Annotated in this window: 14 protein-coding genes; 4 read left to right on the plus strand and 10 right to left on the minus strand. The window is 64.1% G+C overall.

Annotation, left to right across the window (positions count from 1 at the left end):
- The first annotated feature begins 40 nt into the window (after positions 1-40).
- Positions 41-439 carry an META domain-containing protein gene (locus DCM80_RS16385; protein ID WP_257192646.1) on the plus strand — a complete coding sequence of 133 codons (399 nt, stop codon included), beginning with the start codon at positions 41-43 and terminating at the stop codon, positions 437-439.
- A 44-nt stretch (positions 440-483) separates the two neighbouring features.
- On the opposite strand, the gene DCM80_RS16390 is transcribed toward DCM80_RS16385, so the two are convergent.
- The gene (locus tag DCM80_RS16390) at positions 484-4,545 is read right to left on the minus strand and encodes a helix-turn-helix transcriptional regulator (RefSeq protein WP_257192647.1); all 4,062 of its coding nucleotides are present in this window, start codon (positions 4,543-4,545) and stop codon (positions 484-486) included.
- 145 nt (positions 4,546-4,690) lie between these two features.
- Here DCM80_RS16390 and DCM80_RS16395 point away from each other — a divergent pair, with 145 nt between their 5' ends.
- Positions 4,691-5,800, plus strand: a complete 1,110-nt coding sequence (locus DCM80_RS16395; protein ID WP_257192648.1) for a Fic family protein — start codon at positions 4,691-4,693, stop codon at positions 5,798-5,800.
- 78 nt (positions 5,801-5,878) lie between these two features.
- Here DCM80_RS16395 and DCM80_RS16400 read toward each other — a convergent pair whose 3' ends face one another.
- From DCM80_RS16400 to groES, 3 genes are all read right to left on the minus strand, one after another.
- Positions 5,879-7,102: a hypothetical protein gene (locus DCM80_RS16400; protein ID WP_257192649.1), complete on the minus strand. Its 1,224-nt coding sequence runs from the start codon at positions 7,100-7,102 to the stop codon at positions 5,879-5,881.
- A gap of 141 nt (positions 7,103-7,243) precedes the next feature.
- Entirely contained in the window at positions 7,244-8,875 is a 1,632-nt protein-coding gene (groL, locus tag DCM80_RS16405; protein WP_028134319.1) for a chaperonin GroEL, read from the minus strand.
- 139 nt (positions 8,876-9,014) lie between these two features.
- Positions 9,015-9,311, minus strand: a complete 297-nt coding sequence (gene groES, locus DCM80_RS16410; RefSeq protein WP_028134320.1) for a co-chaperone GroES — start codon at positions 9,309-9,311, stop codon at positions 9,015-9,017.
- Positions 9,312-9,627: 316 nt separating this feature from the next.
- On the opposite strand from groES, the gene DCM80_RS16415 reads away from it, so the two are divergent.
- Positions 9,628-10,149: a hypothetical protein gene (locus tag DCM80_RS16415; RefSeq protein WP_257192650.1), complete on the plus strand. Its 522-nt coding sequence runs from the start codon at positions 9,628-9,630 to the stop codon at positions 10,147-10,149.
- Positions 10,150-10,336: 187 nt separating this feature from the next.
- Here DCM80_RS16415 and DCM80_RS16420 read toward each other — a convergent pair whose 3' ends face one another.
- Positions 10,337-11,122, minus strand: a complete 786-nt coding sequence (locus DCM80_RS16420; RefSeq protein ID WP_028134322.1) for a protein phosphatase CheZ — start codon at positions 11,120-11,122, stop codon at positions 10,337-10,339.
- A gap of 316 nt (positions 11,123-11,438) precedes the next feature.
- On the opposite strand from DCM80_RS16420, the gene DCM80_RS16425 reads away from it, so the two are divergent.
- Positions 11,439-12,281 (plus strand): L,D-transpeptidase, encoded by an 843-nt coding sequence (locus DCM80_RS16425; RefSeq protein WP_257192651.1) that lies wholly within the window; start codon positions 11,439-11,441, stop codon positions 12,279-12,281.
- A gap of 72 nt (positions 12,282-12,353) precedes the next feature.
- On the opposite strand, the gene DCM80_RS16430 is transcribed toward DCM80_RS16425, so the two are convergent.
- The 5 genes from DCM80_RS16430 to DCM80_RS16450 form a co-directional block, all read right to left on the minus strand.
- Positions 12,354-13,166, minus strand: a complete 813-nt coding sequence (locus tag DCM80_RS16430) for a DUF2076 domain-containing protein (RefSeq protein WP_257192652.1) — start codon at positions 13,164-13,166, stop codon at positions 12,354-12,356.
- Between the two features lie 123 nt (positions 13,167-13,289).
- Positions 13,290-14,135, minus strand: a complete 846-nt coding sequence (locus DCM80_RS16435; protein ID WP_257192653.1) for a ChbG/HpnK family deacetylase — start codon at positions 14,133-14,135, stop codon at positions 13,290-13,292.
- The gene (locus DCM80_RS16440) at positions 14,132-15,178 is read right to left on the minus strand and encodes a glycosyltransferase family 2 protein (RefSeq protein ID WP_257192654.1); all 1,047 of its coding nucleotides are present in this window, start codon (positions 15,176-15,178) and stop codon (positions 14,132-14,134) included. Before DCM80_RS16440 ends, DCM80_RS16435 begins: the two co-directional genes overlap by 4 nt.
- Before the next feature lie 101 nt (positions 15,179-15,279).
- Positions 15,280-16,257, minus strand: coding sequence for an ATP phosphoribosyltransferase (gene hisG, locus DCM80_RS16445; protein ID WP_257192657.1), 978 nt, complete (start codon positions 16,255-16,257; stop codon positions 15,280-15,282).
- Positions 16,258-16,259: 2 nt separating this feature from the next.
- Positions 16,260-17,411: an ATP phosphoribosyltransferase regulatory subunit gene (locus DCM80_RS16450; protein ID WP_257192658.1), complete on the minus strand. Its 1,152-nt coding sequence runs from the start codon at positions 17,409-17,411 to the stop codon at positions 16,260-16,262.
- Between the last annotated feature and the right edge of the window lie 88 nt (positions 17,412-17,499).

A 17,499-nucleotide genomic window follows, 5' to 3' on the forward strand; every position in this document is an offset into this window, starting at 1 on the left:
CTTATAGAAGGTGCGCAAATCAGGTCGGACGAGAGGTCTCATGGTCGGGTTCAAGCGGTTGGTGTGTGCGGCGGTTGCAATGCTCGCGATGTCCGCGCCCGCGCGTGCCGAGGACGGCTTTCCGTTCGGCACCGAGATGACGCTGGAAGCGCTGCCGCAAGCGGGCTCCAAGCGGATTCCGAACATCGAGATCGGCGACCACGGCGAGGTCGTGCTGGAGCTCTGGTGCAAGGGCGGCAAGGGCCAGTTCTCGGTCGCCGGCAATACCGTGATCTTCGTTCCCGGGCAGATCCAGGACCGCTCCTGCCCGCCGGCAAGAGCCCAGGCCGACGACGAACTCGTCGCAGCGCTGAGCAGTGTCGAGACCTGGAAGCGCCAGGGCGACGTGCTCACGCTGATCGGCCCGAAGTCGCTGCGCTTCAGGACGACGGGGAATTGATTAGCGTATGCTCGACCGTCCGAAGTTGCGAAGGCAAGCCAAGTTCATCGCCAATTCTGGCGCTCCGCATCGTCATCGTGCGCCTTTGCCTGACGCTCGTAGTTTTTTGCAAGACTTTCAAGAATTCCCGAGGTGCGCGGCCAATCGAAGGCTGCGGCCTTTGCCCAGTCCCGGTATTTCTTCACTTCCTGGCGTTCCAGATCGCCGCCGGCTCCTGATGGTCGCATGGTTACGCCACGGCGATTCATTTTTCCGATCTCTACGCCTGTTTCCAAATGAGGACTGCTAATCGCCTCGATGACTTCGCGGATGGGTTCGGCGGGCCAAATGCCGTCTGCATCAACCGTTGAAGCCGAAAGGAGCTCACCAATTTTCTGGTCCGCAACAACGCTTCGACCTCTCTCTTGCGCAAGCCTGCGTGCCTCTGTGATCCAAGTTTCAAGTGTGGAGCCGTCGATTGAGCCGTCGGGGGACGTACCCGGGATCACGTTCCAAAGCCGCAGCAGCCTATAGGCCTGAGAAGCGATGAGGCGAGCCTGCTCCTCGTTCTCAACCGGTGGATCAACCACGCCGCTGTCTTCGCTCGGCTTGAAAACTGCGCATATCAGCTGGACGAAAAGATCGGGGTTGGAAGCCAACTCCGTCATGATCGCGGTCGCTTTCCGTTCCGAATGCTCGAACATCGGCAGGTACTGCCATTCGAGCTGCGCAAGTTGTTTCGGGGATATGTCGTCAGCTTTGTCGAGCTGCTTGAAGATTTCCTGAGCGTAGTGCTGGAACATCGTTTGATCGTTTGAGTGCGGTTGGCTGTCGAACGGTTGTCTAACGGACTCCGTTAATGCCCTCGCGAGCAGGTCGGATTTGAAGTTCCTTCCGCCATGCAAATGGAGGCCAATCAGGTGCACGCTAGTGCGCGCTCGTCCGGCTTCAATGAATTTCTCTACTGCGTAAGCAGGATCTGAATCATCTTCCCTGTTCCATTGAAGGGGTAGCTTTTTCCAATAACGTTCTTCGACTGTCTCGCCAGCGCGTTTGGCAAGTTGCCACACCCAGCCAGCCGACGGGAGCGCCAGCAGGATTGTCAAAAGCGCGTCTTCTCCCCAGGTGTTTCGCAAAGCTTCATCGAACAGGGCTTCGACCCATTCGCGGCCGGCAGCAAAATGCCAGGCCCACACTATGCCACGCGCGAAGTCTTGGTCGGTTTTCCGTTCGCTGCGGAGTGCGCGGACGAGAAGCTCCTTGCGGATATTCTCAGGAAGGTTGGACTCGGCAATCGCCTGGCCAAGGTAGCCGGGTTCTCGGACGGTGCCGACGAGGTCGAAAAGTGCGTCGACCCCATTGCTCTCTAGGAACGTTTGTGCCGCGCTGGATCTTTCGGACTGAAGCAGACGCCGATCCTCCTCCCAATCCCCTGTTGGATCGGGTAAGGAAACAGAAGTCTCGAATAACCAGGCGATGCGTTCGATCGGGTCCAGCGGAGCGAGCGCGTCATAGATTGCTTGGAGTTGGGCCGTATCATTAGCTGGGAGCGCCCAATCAGCATCCTTGAAGCTGCGCTGGTGGTTCAGCACGCTCCTGAGCTTGTCGCGCAGCATCTCGCGATCTTCCCTGGTGAGGTTGCCTTGGACGACAAGCTCCAACTGCTCGGATGCTTTTTCGCGCTTGTCTCCAAGATCGCTCCACCGATCAAGTAAGGTGACCCAGCGCTCCGCATTCGAGCCAACATCCTCAAGAAGGCGATCCAGGACTGCTTCGGCGCCTTTGCCGATCAGCTGATAGGTGACGACTTCCTTCTTGTCGGTTGAGAAGTCGCGCCAGCGCGGGAGTGGGGTTGGTGAGAAAGAGTCATGGCCCGTGGGCAGGATACCCAGCATCAGCTTCCAGGCCGGGTTCGGATACCGTTTCCTGATGCGGTCCAGAACCTTCAGGCGTTGGCTGTACGTGGCGTTCGTCTGCGGGCTCCAGAGTAAGAACGCGGTGCGGAGGCTGGCGGCCGGCCGGTTCGCATAGCGCCCGCCACGGTCCAACTCATCAAGCCGCGCGAGCACCAGCGAAACGTGGGGCAGGTGTTGCGGCGCCCAGGCAAGCGACTCCAGCGCCCACAACAGGTCTGAGAGATGCTCAGAGCTGCCGAAGATTGGGTTCTCGTCGGGCTTGAATAGCTCCGCGATTGGAGGATTTTCGTTGTCGAGGCTGTCGTCCAGCGCCGAGAGGAATTCGTCGGGTGAAGCTTCGGCAAGCAGCTGGAAATCTCGCGACAGTGACCACCAGCGCTGGCTATCAGCGCCCCGAAGCACTTTACGGACAACGGCGTCGGGATAATGTTCCGCCTTGGGCACCATCGTTGCGCGGTCGCCAAACAGCGCCAGCAAGATCAGGGTATCGCCTAAGCCATGCCGTAGGTATCTCGAATATTCTGGCTCGATTCCCAGCACAGACGCATTCCAGCGATCTTCGGGGTTCATGGTGTAGCGCGGGTCGGCAGCGCTCAGTACGTCGATCGCCGCGGACCGGTACCGTTCGATATCTGCGACCGTAAAATGGGACGCCAAAAGAAACCAGGCATCGCGCGGCGAAGCGATCTTCCAGGCTGATCCGACCTTGCGCAGCGGGGTGTCAAACTCGCCGGCAAATGGCGCGATGCTGGCGATGAAGGCGTCGTAGGACATCTCTGACAGCCGCGCCATGATTTCCTTGTCGGAAGCTCGGCTCTCGTCCCACATCCCGGCCAGCAGCGCGGCAAGCAATGCGCGGGAGATCGTGCCCTGTGCCCATTGTGGCAACCGGATCGCCGCGGCCGGCATCAGCCGACGCAGGATAGCCAGGCTTCGCGCGGAGTCGCGCGCAAAAGCCTTTGCCCTGTCCTCCGGAACGCCGATCGTCATCAGGGCTGTCTCAATACCTTCGCGTGATGGCCTCTCCAGCTTCCGTATGGTGCCTTGCACGCCCGGGGTCTGACCAAATGCCGCCAAGACATGATGGCCATTGGCCGCGACCGTCTCCGCGACGCCGGTCTCGGGTTCGAGTATCACGATGATCAGACGCGAGCGGCTACCGGCCAGTTGTCGGGCCGCATCAGAATTCGCGGCGACGACGCAGCGCGCGGAATAGTGCTCAGCGATGTCGGGGGGCAGCTGATGGATCGTCGCGTAAACGAAGGCGGCAACCTCCTCCGAACTTTCGCTCTGGATGGCGATCGCCGAATGCTTGGCCCGCAACCAGCGGAGCAAGGCTGCGCTGTCTTCATCCCGATCGCTGAGGACAAGATCGGGAGGAAGCGGCCACTGCGTAGCAAGCGACCATTCTAACCACACTTCTTCTAGCTGGCGCACGCCTGGGGGACGCTTTCCTAGAGCGGTCGCTAACCATTGGCCTACGGATGGATAGAGCTCGATCCAGTGGAGCAGGTCGGTGCCGTCGTAGGCTTTGACATCTTTCCAGACGCCTTCAGCGCGCTTTTGCTTAGCCCATTCGTCCTTCTTTGGCCAGGGGCGGGGAGTGACGAAGACAAACGTCGTATCGCTTTGTGTAAGGGCCAGTGGGTCGCCGGTTCGCTTCGCGTAGTCTCCGTCTGCCTTCCCGGCAATGTCCTTGCGTTGCGTCCCGATCTCCCACCCGGTCGATCCGGCCGGGACATATTCGGAGGCGACCGTGGCCTGGGTGATGCCGTCCCAGCCTGCCATCTGGATGGCCTCGTCGGACGGGAAGTGCAGCGAGGCATTGCCGCTCGCGCGGATGAGCTTGGCGAGCAGGCTCGGCATCGAAGCTTGGCCATCGCGGCGTTCGGCCCATTGAGCGAGGTCAGTGCCGTTCACATATTGGATCGGCGCGCCAGTCTTCGTGACATCGGCGAGCTGCGGCAGCGGGGGGCCCTTAACGGCGCCGCCAGCCGGAAAGGAAATGCCGGCGCGCTCGAATGCCGCCCGCATGGCTTCTGCGTTCTGCGGGACCGGTGTCCGACGTCCCCGCTCAAAGTCAGCCACGGTCGAGGTGGCGATGTTGGCGTTGGTGGCAAGGTCCTGCTGTGACCACGCCAAAAGCGCACGTGCGGCGCGAGCCTGTGCTGGCGTAAGTTCGCGAGGGGGGGCGGAACCGGGCTTCTTCATGTCATATTATTTATATGACGTCCTATCTTTGCGCGCAAGTCTTTGCCAGTGAAGAGAAAAACGCCCTTATTCCAATCACCAAATGATCGGAATGTCTTGAAGATGAAGAGATTAGCCCCATACTCCCTGCTGAGGGGGCTGAGTTATGGTTTATATTCACGAAAGAGCGGAGTGGCCGGAATTCCAATGGAATGCCGAAAAGCTTTCTGAAATCCTGGCCCAGGTCCGTCACCAACAAGGCCGGCTTCTGGGTAGAATGGAGAGTCTGGGCTTTAAGCTGAAGGCGGAAGCCTCGCTTCAGTCGCTGACCGAGGAGATTGTCAAATCGAGCGAGATCGAGGGCGAGATTCTTGACCGCGATCAGGTCCGCTCGTCGATCGCCCAGCGGCTGGGCATGGACATTGGCGCTCTGACGCCCGCTGAACGGCACGTCGATGGCGTGGTCGAACTGATGCTCGATGCCACCCAGAAATACGACCAGGCTCTGACTGCCGAGCGATTGTTCGGCTGGCATGCTGCGCTCTTTCCAACAGGACGTAGCGGCATGCGCAAAATCACCACTGGCGGTTGGCGTACCGACGAAACTGGCCCCATGCAGGTGGTGTCGGGGGCTGTCGGCCGCGAAAAGGTGCACTTCGAAGCACCAGCCGCCAAGCGACTTCCGGCCGAGATGAGGGCGTTTCTAGACTGGTTCAACGCGGAGCGGGAGAAAGATCCCGTCATTAAAGCTGCGCTCGCGCACTTGTGGTTCGTGACCATCCATCCTTTCGAAGATGGCAACGGACGTATCGCGCGCGCCATCGCCGATCTGGCGCTTGCGCGGTCCGAGCACAGCCCGCAACGCTTCTACAGCATGTCCGCGCAAATACGGAAGGACCGCAAGGCCTATTACGACATCCTGGAGCGAACGCAGCGCGGGACGCTCGACATCACTAATTGGCTCGACTGGTTCCTGGGCTGTCTGGGTCGCGCTTTCGATGGCGCCGACGCAATCGTCGGCAACGTTCTGCAGAAGGCGGCATTTTGGGAGAAGCACGGCGCCAGTGATCTCAACGACCGCCAAAGACTTATGTTGAATCGCTTGCTCGAAGGTTTTGAGGGAAAACTTACTTCATCGAAGTGGGAAAAGATTGCCAAGACGTCGCAGCCAACCGCAACGCGCGACATCAATGATCTGATCAAGCGCGGCATTCTTCAAAAGGATGAAGCTGGAGGCCGCAGCACCAGCTATTCGCTTATTGTACCCGCCGAATAAGCCGGGTCGCGATTTTCGGTCTGAAGCCTCCGGGACGCTGCAGCGCTTCGCGCTGCGTCCGGGGCACGATAGCGCCGCTTACTTCCACACCGATTGGTCGGCGTCCCAGCGCTGGCCTTTGAGCTCCTTGGCGAGCGCCTCGATCGAACCGTTGTCGTCGGGCAGGTCGCCTTCCTCGTCGATCGAGGCGTCATCGGAGAGCTTGAGCTTGGCGCCGCCGCTCTCGTCGGCCGTCGTCGTCGCGGGGCTGCCGATCCAGAGCATGAGCTTGTCGGTGGTGCCCGGTCTGTCCGGCGAGACCAGCCCGGCGACCTCGATCGTGTCGGTCAGCTCGAGCGCCGGAAAATCCTGGTTCGGCCGCTTGAAGACCAGCATGAGCTTGCCCGTGGCGGCGTTGAAGCTCTGCGAGACCGGCTTTGCCGCGAGTGTCCGGCTCAAGACGTTCGAGACGGCCGCCGCCAGCTTGCTGCGGTTGATCCTGTCGCCCTCGCGCCAGTCGGCCGCGGGAAAGCGGATGGTGCGGTCCATCTCGGTCATGCCGGCGGTCCAGCCTGCGGCCGTGACGCCGGGCATCGCCTTGAACTTCGCCAGCAGCGCGGCGGCGCGCTCGGGATCGACCGACATGTTGAGGGTCTGCTCGCCCGCGCGCAGCGCGTCGCAGCCGACATTGAGGCTGGCCAGCGTCACCTCGACCTCCTGGCCCTTCAGGCTCTTCAGGAAGTCGGTCGCGGCCTCGAGCTTGACCTTGACCGCGATCGCCTCCGGCGAAACGTCGGTGAAATCCTTCGGCTGCGGCGTGATGCCGTCGTCGGAGGTCTGGTTCTCCAGGAATTCCCTCTCGCTGAGATCGGAATTGTCGGGCGATGTGACCTCGGTCACCGCCTGGCCGATGCTGATCTGGCCGCGAAACTCGAAGGTGTCTCCGCTCTGCTTGCGCAGCAGCTTGACGCTAACGGGCGCCTTCTCATTGACGCTCTGCGTGGTGCCGGTCAGCGTCTGGCCCGCGACCTGGAGATTGACGACGAAGCGGTCCTTGCGGTCGGAATTCCTCGCGATCGGGTAACAGACGTCGAGCACGGCCGCGGTGACCGTCTTGCCCTGGCGCGTCTCCTTCAGGATCACGTCGGCATTGCCGTCCATCAACCCGTCGAGGGAGGTGAAATAGCGCGTCTCCACGCCGCCGGGCGCCGTGGCCTTGGGCGACAGCTTCACCTGGGCGGAAGCGACCTCAGGCGCAGCCGCAAGCAGGGCCGCCAGCAGAGCCGTCAGGACAATCGTCAGACAAACCGGAAGCGCGCGCATCGCGAAAATCCCTGATCAAGAATCGGCGCGCCACCGTAGTGGGTTTTGGCCGTCGGTTGAATCGGAAAGCTGAAGGCAGGATCGGCAAAAAAGAAGGCCGCCCGGAGGCGGCCTTCACAACACTGTAATGGAAGGACGGAGTTAGAAGCCGCCCATGCCGCCGCCGGCGGGCATCGCGGGCGGGGCTTCCTTCTTCGGCGTCTCGGCGACCATGGCCTCGGTAGTCACCAGCAGGCCGGCCACGGAGGAGGCGTCCTGCAGCGCGGTGCGCACCACCTTGGCGGGATCGATGATGCCCTTCTCGACCATGTCGACATAGTCCTCGTTCTGGGCGTCGAAGCCGAAGGTCTCGGACTTGTTCTCCAGGATCTTGCCGACCACGATCGAGCCTTCCACGCCGGCATTCTCGGCGATCTGGCGGATCGGGGCTTCGAGCGCCTTCAGCACGATGTTGATGCCGGCCTGGACATCGTCATTGTCGTTGGAGAGGCGGCCGACGGCCTTCTTGGCGCGGAGCAGCGCGACGCCGCCGCCGGGGACGATGCCTTCCTGCACCGCGGCGCGGGTGGCGTTGAGCGCGTCCTCGACACGGTCCTTCTTCTCCTTGACCTCGATCTCGGTCGCGCCGCCGACGCGGATCACCGCGACGCCGCCCGCGAGCTTGGCGAGGCGCTCCTGGAGCTTCTCGCGGTCGTAGTCCGAGGTGGTCTCCTCGATCTGGGCCTTGATCTGGCCGACGCGGGCCTCGATGTCGGGCTTCTTGCCGGCGCCGTTCACGATGGTGGTGTTCTCCTTGTCGATCACCACCTTCTTGGCGCGGCCCAGCATCTTGACCGTGACGTTCTCGAGCTTCATGCCGAGGTCTTCGGAGATCAGCTGGCCGCCGGTCAGGATCGCGATATCCTCGAGCATGGCCTTGCGGCGGTCGCCGAAGCCCGGCGCCTTGACGGCGGCAACCTTGAGGCCGCCGCGCAGACGGTTGACGACCAGGGTGGCCAGCGCCTCGCCCTCGACGTCCTCCGCGATGATGACGAGCGGCTTGCCCGACTGCACCACCGCTTCCAGCACCGGCAGCATGGCCTGCAGGCCCGAGAGCTTCTTCTCGTGCAGGAGGATGTAGGCGTCCTCGAGCTCGGCGGTCATCTTCTCGGGGTTGGTGACGAAGTAGGGGCTGAGATAGCCGCGGTCGAACTTCATGCCTTCGACGATGTCGACTTCGGTATCGAGCGACTTGTTCTCCTCGACGGTGATGACGCCCTCGTTGCCGACCTTCTGCATCGCCTGGGCGATCATCTTGCCGATGGCGGCATCGCCGTTGGCCGAGATGGTGCCGACCTGGGCGACCTCGGAGGAGGCGGCGACCGGCTTGGCGCGCTTCTCGATGTCCTTGACGACGGCCGCCACGGCGCTGTCGATGCCGCGCTTGAGGTCCATCGGGTTCATGCCGGCGGCAACCGCCTTGGCGCCTTCGCGCACGATGGCCTGGGCCAGCACGGTCGCGGTGGTGGTGCCGTCGCCGGCGAGGTCGTTGGTCTTGGAAGCGACCTCGCGCACCATCTGGGCGCCCATGTTCTCGAACTTGTCCTCGAGCTCGATCTCCTTGGCGACGGTGACGCCGTCCTTGGTGATGCGGGGCGCGCCGAACGACTTCTCGATGACGACGTTGCGGCCCTTCGGGCCGAGCGTCACCTTGACGGCGTTGGCGAGAATGTCGACGCCGCGCAGCATGCGATCGCGCGCGTCTCCGGAAAACTTGACCTCTTTGGCAGCCATTTCTGCAATCCCTCGTTTTTCGTGATGTGTCTGCCGCTCGCTCGTCGCGTCGCTTCCGGGATCGAACCCGGCGGAATGATGGATGCCCGGATCGCGTGGATCCGGGCACGACATTCAGCGGCTGTTCAGTCGGATGGCCTTAGGCCAGCACGCCCATGATGTCCGACTCCTTCATGATCAGGAGCTCTTCGTTGTCGATCTTGACCTCGGTGCCCGACCACTTGCCGAACAGCACGCGGTCGCCGACCTTGAGGTCGATCGGGGTCAGCTTGCCGGTCTCGTCGCGGCCGCCCGGGCCGACGGCGACGACCTCGCCCTGGGACGGCTTTTCCTTGGCGGTGTCCGGAATGATGATGCCGCCCTTGGTCTTTTCCTCGGCGTCGATACGTTTGACCACGACACGGTCATGCAGCGGACGAAATTTGGATTTAGCCATGACGTTTCCCTTTGGAGGCTCGCTTCGGAAGGAGTGGAAGTGGGTGCGGCGGCGCTTCCGTCCATCCCCTATCCCGAAGATCGAACGGCGCGCTTAGCAATCGGGCTTTCCGAGTGCTAATAGTGGGCTCGGAAATATGGCTTGGCCGCGATCCTGTCAAGCAAAGGTGGTTAAGCGATTGGTGAGGCGGATATAGGATGGTGGCATTGGAAACTTGTTCGGGGCGCCGACGTATCAAAGGACGTCATTGCTCCGGCAGCTTTTTTGCGCTTGGCTGCAGGAGGGGTGCGGCCATGGTCTTGCTCGGGGGAATGCCATGATCAGTTCAGCTCACGCGCGCGCGGTTGCCAATCTGGCGGCTGCCTCTTGTCTGGCGCTGTTGCTGGGCGCCTGTGGCGGCGGCATGAGCCTGCCGTCCTTCTCGTCGTCCCCGCCGCCGCCCGAAGCGGAGCCGGGCGTCGCCCCGGAAATGCCTGCGACCATTCGCGCCGACGAGATCGTGGGCCGCTGGGGTCTGGCCTCGTTCCAGAACCCGGCCGACCGCGCCCGCACCGAGGCGGCCGCCCGGGCCCAGTGCAAGAATCCCTACGTGATCACCGCCGGTTCCTCCGGCGGCGTGATCATGCATCTGGCCGACCAGGCGACGCCCCAGGAGCTGCGGCTGAAGGGCTCGCCGAGCGGCAAGAACTACATCGGGCCGGCGGGGCCGACCCCGGGCGACCAGGACCGCGAAATCATCTCCTTCGACGGCCGCGTCCTGATCACCCGCTTCATCGACAAGGACGCCGCCACCCGTTACGGCAACATGGTCTACGTCCGTTGCGCACCGAGGGCGTAGTCACCACACTTTGTCATGCCCGCGCAGGCGGGCATCCAGTACGCCGCGGCTTCTCGGCTCGAGCCTCGCTGTCTCTGGAATACTGGATCGTCCGCCTTCGCGGACGATGACAGCGGAGTGTATGACCAAAAGCAAAAAAACGCCGGCCCCAGGGCCGGCGTTTTGCTATTCCGTAGTCCGCGTCCGCTCAGTCGAACAGCGCGTCGATGTCGTCCTGCGAGGCGTGACCGACGTCGCCGTTGAGCTTCGGACCGTTGAGCAGCTTTTCGTCCTCGCTGCGATTGTCCACATGCGCCGGCACGTGGGACTTGATCGCGTCGACGCCGCCCCAGATGTCCATCATCGCATTGATGTGCTGCTCGATGAACTTCATCGTCGTCATGACCTTGCTGATGCGCTGGCCGGTCAGGTCCTGGAAGTTGCAGGCTTCGAAGATCGAGATGACACGTTCCTGGATGTCGTCGGCGAGCCGCTTCTGCTGGTCGATCGAGTCCACCTTGGACATCGCGCTGGCGGCCTGGTCGATCGATTCCGCGGCTTCGAGGATCTGCTGCGTCGCCTGTTCGGTGCCGCCGACCACTGCGCCGAGCTCGCCATTGACCTTGGCCATCTCGCCGCCGTCGAAGCTCTTGCCGTGCAGCGTCGCGATCTCGCGCTTGGTGCGGTCGATGGCGTCATGGATCAGGTCGAGCTCGACCTTCAATTTCTCGCACTGCTCGATCTGGGCCCGATAGGTCTCGAGCATCGTGCGAGCCTCGGAAAGCTCGTGGGCGGTGGAGGCGTCGATCGCCGCCATGGCCGCGCTACCGGACAGCGGGGCCGCCGTGACGCCCTTCGCCATCTGCGCGCGGATCGCGCGTAGCTCGGCCATGATCTCGCTATGCATCGGGATTGCCTCTTCGGTTACGTCCAAAATCGGCATCTCGCCACCAGCGATATCCTCGACGCGAAAACGTTTGCGGTGAACAGCCATCAGGATACTCCCCCCACCTCACACACGCGTCTTTGTAGGCAGAAGCGATTTAACACGAAGTTCACAGCCGGAACTGTTGTGCGGCGTCGCGCGCCGCATTGCAAAGAAGCGATTAACCATGGCTGCGCCGCGTTCATCGAAAATAAACGCTGATCGCCAAATTGCCGCTGCGCTCGCGACGTGGTGAATCCAAACGCGCCTTCCGTTTACCAAACAAAACGGCTTTTGCCTTTTATTGACCACGTCGAAGGGTGCGGATCAGCCACCGGCTCTCCACGACGCATGTGATCTAGACGAAACAGTACAGAGTACGTCGATGTTCAAGAAAATGTCTGTCGCGCTGCTCGGCAGCGCCTGCACCTTCATGGCCGGCGCGAGCGACGCCGGCGCCTTCGACAACAGAGTGCCGAGCGATCCGCCTGCGGTGCTCTATGCGCCGCAACTGCCGCCGGCGCCGGTGCGCGTCGCCTCCAATTCGAACATGGGCGGCGGCTTCATCGAATTCCTGTTCGGCGACGGCCCCGGCCGCGGTCCGGCCTACGCGCCCGAGCGGCCGGTGTATCAGCAGCAGCCGGCCTATTACGATCAGCGCCGCCTGCCGCCGATGGGCGAGCCGCAGATGCAGGGCGGGTATCAACAGGGCGGGTATCAGCCGGGGGGCTATCAGCAAAGCGCGCTCCAGCAGGAGGCGGTCGATCCGCGGCAGCGTCCGCTCGATCCGAAATTCGAGAAACAACTCGTTGACTATAGCGGCAAGGAAAGTCCCGGGACGATCGTCGTCGATACCCCGAACAAGTTCCTCTACCTGGTCGAGGGCAACGGCCGGGCGATGCGCTACGGCATCGGTGTGGGGCGTCCCGGCTTCACCTGGTCCGGGGTGAAGTCGATCACGGCCAAGCGCGAATGGCCGGACTGGACGCCGCCGGCCGAGATGCTGGCGCGCCGGCCGGATCTGCCCCGGCACATGGAAGGCGGTCCGGAAAATCCGCTTGGCGCCCGCGCGATGTATCTGGGCTCGACGCTCTACCGCATCCACGGCTCCAACGAGCCCTGGACCATCGGCACCAACGTTTCCTCCGGCTGCATCCGCATGCGCAACGAGGACGTCATCGACCTCTATGGCCGCGTCAATGTCGGCACCAAGGTCGTGGTGTTGTGATCGCCTGAGTTGCGAAATGAAAACGGCCGCCATCCGGGCGGCCGTCTTTGCTTGTGCGGCTATCGGACGACGTCACGCGTAGTCGCTGCCGCCGTCGTCGTCGCCGCCGAAATCGCTGTCGTCGGCCATGTCCATGTTGTCGCCGTGATCATCGTAGCTGTGATCGCTGTTGCTCCGGTCGTCGTTCGACGCCTGGTCGAAGAAGCCCTGGCGGGAATCCCGGTTCGAGCCGATGTCGTTGAGGCCGGCATCGCGCGCGAGCGATCCGCCGGACTGGTCGCTGCCACCCCAAGGACTTCCACCGGCGCTGCGGTCGCCGAGCGAATTGCCGTCGCCGAAGCCCTGCTGGTGCGATCCGCCGCCCATCATGCCGCGGATGCTGGAGAGCAGTAGCGAGCCGCCGACGACGCCGGCCGCGGCCGCCGCGGCGGTGCCCAGGAACGAGCCGCCGCCACCGCCGCCCACGGGCGGGGCACCGTAACCTTGCCCCGGACCTTGTCCGTAAGGCGGCGCGCCGTAGCCGGGTTGGGTCTGCATCGCCTGTCCGGTGTTCCACGCCGGCCGCGAGTCGCGCGGCGGCACGTTCGGAACCGAGCCGCGCGAGGGGCCGCCGCCGAACAGCGTGTCACGCATGGTGTCGAGGAAGCCGCCGGACTGTGCCTGCTCGGGCGCATGCGCCGCTTCCAGCTCCTGGATGCGGGCATTCGCACGCTTCAGCGCCTCGTCCTGCACCAGCGTGGTCTGCACCAGCGCATAGACCGCGCCGGGCGCCTTGCGCAGGCCATCGGAGATCGCGGCGATCGCATCGGGATCGCGCGGTGCATTTTCCAGCTTTGAGAGCCGGGCGAAAAGGTCGTCGACGAGCTGGCGTTCCTGCGGCGTCATGATCAGTCTCCCTCGCGCAAAACAAGCGCGAGCCAGATGTAGGGTTCCATTGTGGCCCCAACAGTGCCGGCCGGATTAAATTTCGGTATGCGACAAGCTGCCCCGCGGCCTGCCTCCGCCGTTTCACCCCAGCGTGGCGCGGCTGTCCGCCAGCAGGCGCGCGAAGGCGTCGCTGGCGAGAAAAGCGTGCTCCCGCTCGCGGACATCCGTCATCGGGTCGAGGCCGGCAAGGACATCGTCGACGAAGCCGGGATGGCACATGACGAGGCCGCCGTCGGGGAGGCCTTGCAGGAATTGCCGCATCAGCGCGCCGAAATCGGCCGCCCGCGTGAAATCATAGGCGCCGGCAAAGGCGGGATTGAAGCTGAGGCCGGCGCTGCCGGCGCGGCGGCGGAACTGCGCGCTGAGACCGTCGAGCACCATGGCCTTTGGCGTGGCCAGCCGATGCCTCAGCGGAAGATTGCGGCCGCCCTGGCGGACCCAGGCGTTTGGCGCAGCCTCGGCCACCGCATCGACGAAGCCGTCGCGCACCTGCGGAAAGAGCTGCACATGCTGGTGACCGTCGACGAAGTCGGGAGCGCGGCCGAACGCGTCCATGAAGGCGGCGAGCTGCGCCTTCACCTCGTTGCGGACGAATTCCCGGTCGAGCCGCCGCAAGACGCCCGCGCGCAACAGCTTTGGAAACGGCATAAACATGTCGCCGTCCAAGGGGCGGAAATGCATGGTGAGCGGCCGGAACGGCGCCGACAGCGTCACGTGCAATCCAATCCCGCAGCGCGGGCTCGCAGTCGCGGCGTCCTGGAGCGCTGCGACCTCGCTGCGCGCGATCGCAGGTCCCACCACCATCACAGAGGTGGCGTTGAGGCGGCCGCGTTCGATCAGGTCGCGGATGGCGCGGTTGACGCCCGGGCTGATGCCGTAATCGTCGGCGCAGAGCCAGATCTGTCGCGCCGGCGCCGCCGCGCTCATTCGGCCGCCGTCCTCTTGGCATCGTCGTCCGCCTTGCCTGCCTCGAAGTGCTTCTCGCTGTGCTCGGCGACGAAGTAGATCGGGCGCGCCTTCAGCTCGGAGAGGATCTTGCCGATATACTCGCCGACGATGCCGATCATGATGAGCTGCACGCCGCCGATCGTCATCAGGCCGATCACGAGCGAAGGATAGCCGGGCACCTGCTTGCCGGTCGTGAGCACCTCCCAGAGGATCGAAAGGCCGAACAGGAAGGCGCCTCCGGCGAGAATGACGCCGAACAGGCTGGCGAAGCGCAAGGGCGCCACCGAAAACGAGGTCAGGCCCTCGATCGACAGGCCGAGCAGGCTTGCGGCGTTGAAGGTGGTGACGCCATGGGCGCGCGCCGCCGGCTCGTAATCGACCCGGATCTGGCGGAATCCGATCCAGCTGGCGAGGCCTTTGAAGAAGCGGTTGCGCTCGGGCAATTGCCGGAGCGCGGCGACAGCGCGCGGGGAGAGCAGGCGGAAGTCGCCGGCGTCCTCGGGAATCTTCTGCCGTGCGCCCCAATTGATCAGCGCATAGAAGCCGTGCACGGCGAGGCGGCGCAGGAAGGTCTCGTTGTCGCGATGCGCCTTGGCGGTGTAGACGACGTCATAGCCGTCTTCGATCCAGTGCCGCACCAGCTGCTCGATCAGGGCCGGCGGATGCTGGCCGTCACCGTCCATGAACATGACGGCGCCGAGCCGGGCATGGTCGAGGCCGGCCATCAGCGCCGCCTCCTTGCCGAAATTGCGCGACAGCGACACCACCTGGACGTCGATCGCATCGGCCGGCAGGCTACGGGCGATCGCCAAGGTCGCATCCTTGCTGCCGTCGTCGACATAGACGATCTCGCAAGACAGCCGATAGCGCTCCCGCAGGGTTTTCGCGAGATCGCAGATGCGCTGATGCAGGCCGGCGAGGCCTGCCGCCTCGTTGTAGACGGGGACGACAATCGACAGCCCCTTCGCGGCGGCGGTGCTCGCGGTGGTCGTCATGCCTGATACGTCAGAGCCCAGTATCATCGGTCGAGGTTCCAGAGGCGTTCAAAGTCATCTCAACAGCATATGGTAGCTGCCGCTTGCTGTCGCAAAGCTGAACGGAAAAGCCGAACCGGCCCTGGGGCTCACCGCCGCAGGAACGTCTCGAGCTTCGCGAACAGCGGGTTCTCCCGGTCGAACACGTAGTCCAGCGAGACCACCGAGACGGTCTCGGCGCCATGCTCGCGCAGGAAGCTCGCCAGCGCATAGAGCTGCCCTGGCGGGCAGTGCAACGTCAGCATGCCTGACGAGGTCGGCCCGCCGAACGGAGCTTCGACGCCGAACCGGCTATGGGCTTCGCCGAGCAGGGCGGCGTCGCATTGCCGGAAGCGGGTGCGGACCTCGCGGTATTTGTTGGCCCGCGCCCTTGCGGCGATGTGATCGAGGATGATCCGCGCGGTCTCCCGCGCCTGCGGCGACCAGTCGGCTTCCTTCGAGGCGACCAGATTGGCCTGGCTGCGCAGGATCACGCCGTCGTCGAGCACCCGCAAGCCGTTGGCGGCGAGCGTCGCGCCGGTCGTGGTGATGTCGACGATCAGCTCGGCGCTGCCGGCCGCAGGAGCGCCTTCGGTCGCGCCGGCGCTTTCGACGATGCGGTAATCGGTGATGCCGTGGCTCTGGAAGAACGCGCGGGTGAGATTGACGAACTTGGTCGCGACCCGCATCCGCATGTGATGCTGCTCGCGGAAGCCGGTGGTGACGTCGTCGAGGTCGGCCATGGTGCGGACATCGATCCAGGCCTGCGGCACCGCAACGACGACGTCGGCAAAGCCGAAGCCGAGTCCGTCGATCAGCGACACGCGCTTATCGGCATCGGCGATGTTCTCGCGCACCAGATCCTCGCCGGTGACGCCAAGATGCGCGAAGCCGCGCGACAATTGCGATGCGATCTCGCTCGCCGAGAGATAGGCGACCTCGACATCGTCGAGGCCGGCGATGATACCGCGATAGTCGCGGGCGCCACCGGCTTTCGATAGCTTGAGGCCGGCGCGGGCGAAGAAGGCCTCCGTGTTTTCCTGCAGGCGGCCCTTGGAGGGAACGGCCAGAACGAACGGCGCGCTCATGATCAAGCCTCCACCTTGCGGCCGATCCTGGTCAGCGCATCCACCCAGACCGAGAAGCCGACCGCGGCAATGGGTTCAGCCGACCCGAGCTGGGTCATCAGCCCGTCATAGCGGCCGCCGGCCACCAGCGGCTCGGCGCCGTTGCCCCGGTGATGCAGCTCGAACTCGAAGCCGGTGTAATAGTCGAGGCCGCGTCCGAACGCGGTCGAGAAACGCGTCTGCTTCACGTCGATGCCGCGCGCGGCCATGAAGCCGACCCGGCTCTCGAACTGGTCGATGGCCGCAGCAAGGTCGAGCTTTGCATCGGCGGTGAGCGCGCGCAGCGCGGCGATGGAATCGTCGGGATTGCCTGATATCGACAGGAAGCGCTTGAGCACGGTGATCGCCTCACGCGGCAGCGCGCCGCCCTTCAGCGTCGACTGCTCGAGGAAGCGATCGGCGATCTCGGCGGTGGTGCGTCCCCCGACATTGGTGGTGCCGGCAATCGACATCAGGTCGGTGACGAAGGCGAGCGCGGCCTTGCGGTCGGAGCCGGCGAGCGCGGCCAGCACGCCCTGATATTCGCTTGGGCTCGCGGTGGTCGCAGCCGCCAGCCGCTCCAGGTCCTGCTCGAGGCTGATCTTGCGGTTGAAATCCTTGACCAGGCGGCGGCGCCAGACCGGATAGAGGTCGAGCGCATCGAGCAGCGCGTTGAACAGCGCCACGTCGCCGGTGCGGATCTCGACATCGCGGACGCCGAAGGCCGCGGTCGCCTCCAGCGCCAGCGCCAGCGTCTCGGCGTCGGCCGCGGCACGGTCCTGGCGGCCGAACGATTCGATGCCGGCCTGCAGGAATTCGCTGGCCTGGCCGCTGCGGTAGCGAAACACCGGGCCGAGATAGCTGAACCCGGCCGGCTGGCCGGCGCGGCTGGAGGCGAGGTAGTCGCGGGCGACCGGAATGGTCAGGTCCGGACGCAGGCACAGCTCCTCGCCCGTGAGGTCGGTGGTCAGGTACAGGCTCTTGCGGATGTCCTCGCCGGAGAGGTCGAGGAACGGCTCGGCCGGTTGCAGGATCGCCGGCTCGGCCCTGACATAGCCGGCCTGCGCGAACGACAAGAGCAGCGTATCCGCCCAGGCGGCGGAGCCGGCAGCATTTGAGGTGGCAGTCGCGGTCATGACGGAGGTCCATCGTCCCGGTGGAACCGGGCAGGGCAGGGAAGGACAGGAATTGCGCAGCCCTTAGCATGGCCGATGCGCGGTTTCG

Origin of the sequence: Bradyrhizobium sp. WBOS08 (assembly GCF_024585125.1) — a bacterium.
Lineage (GTDB): Bacteria > Pseudomonadota > Alphaproteobacteria > Rhizobiales > Xanthobacteraceae > Bradyrhizobium > Bradyrhizobium japonicum_B.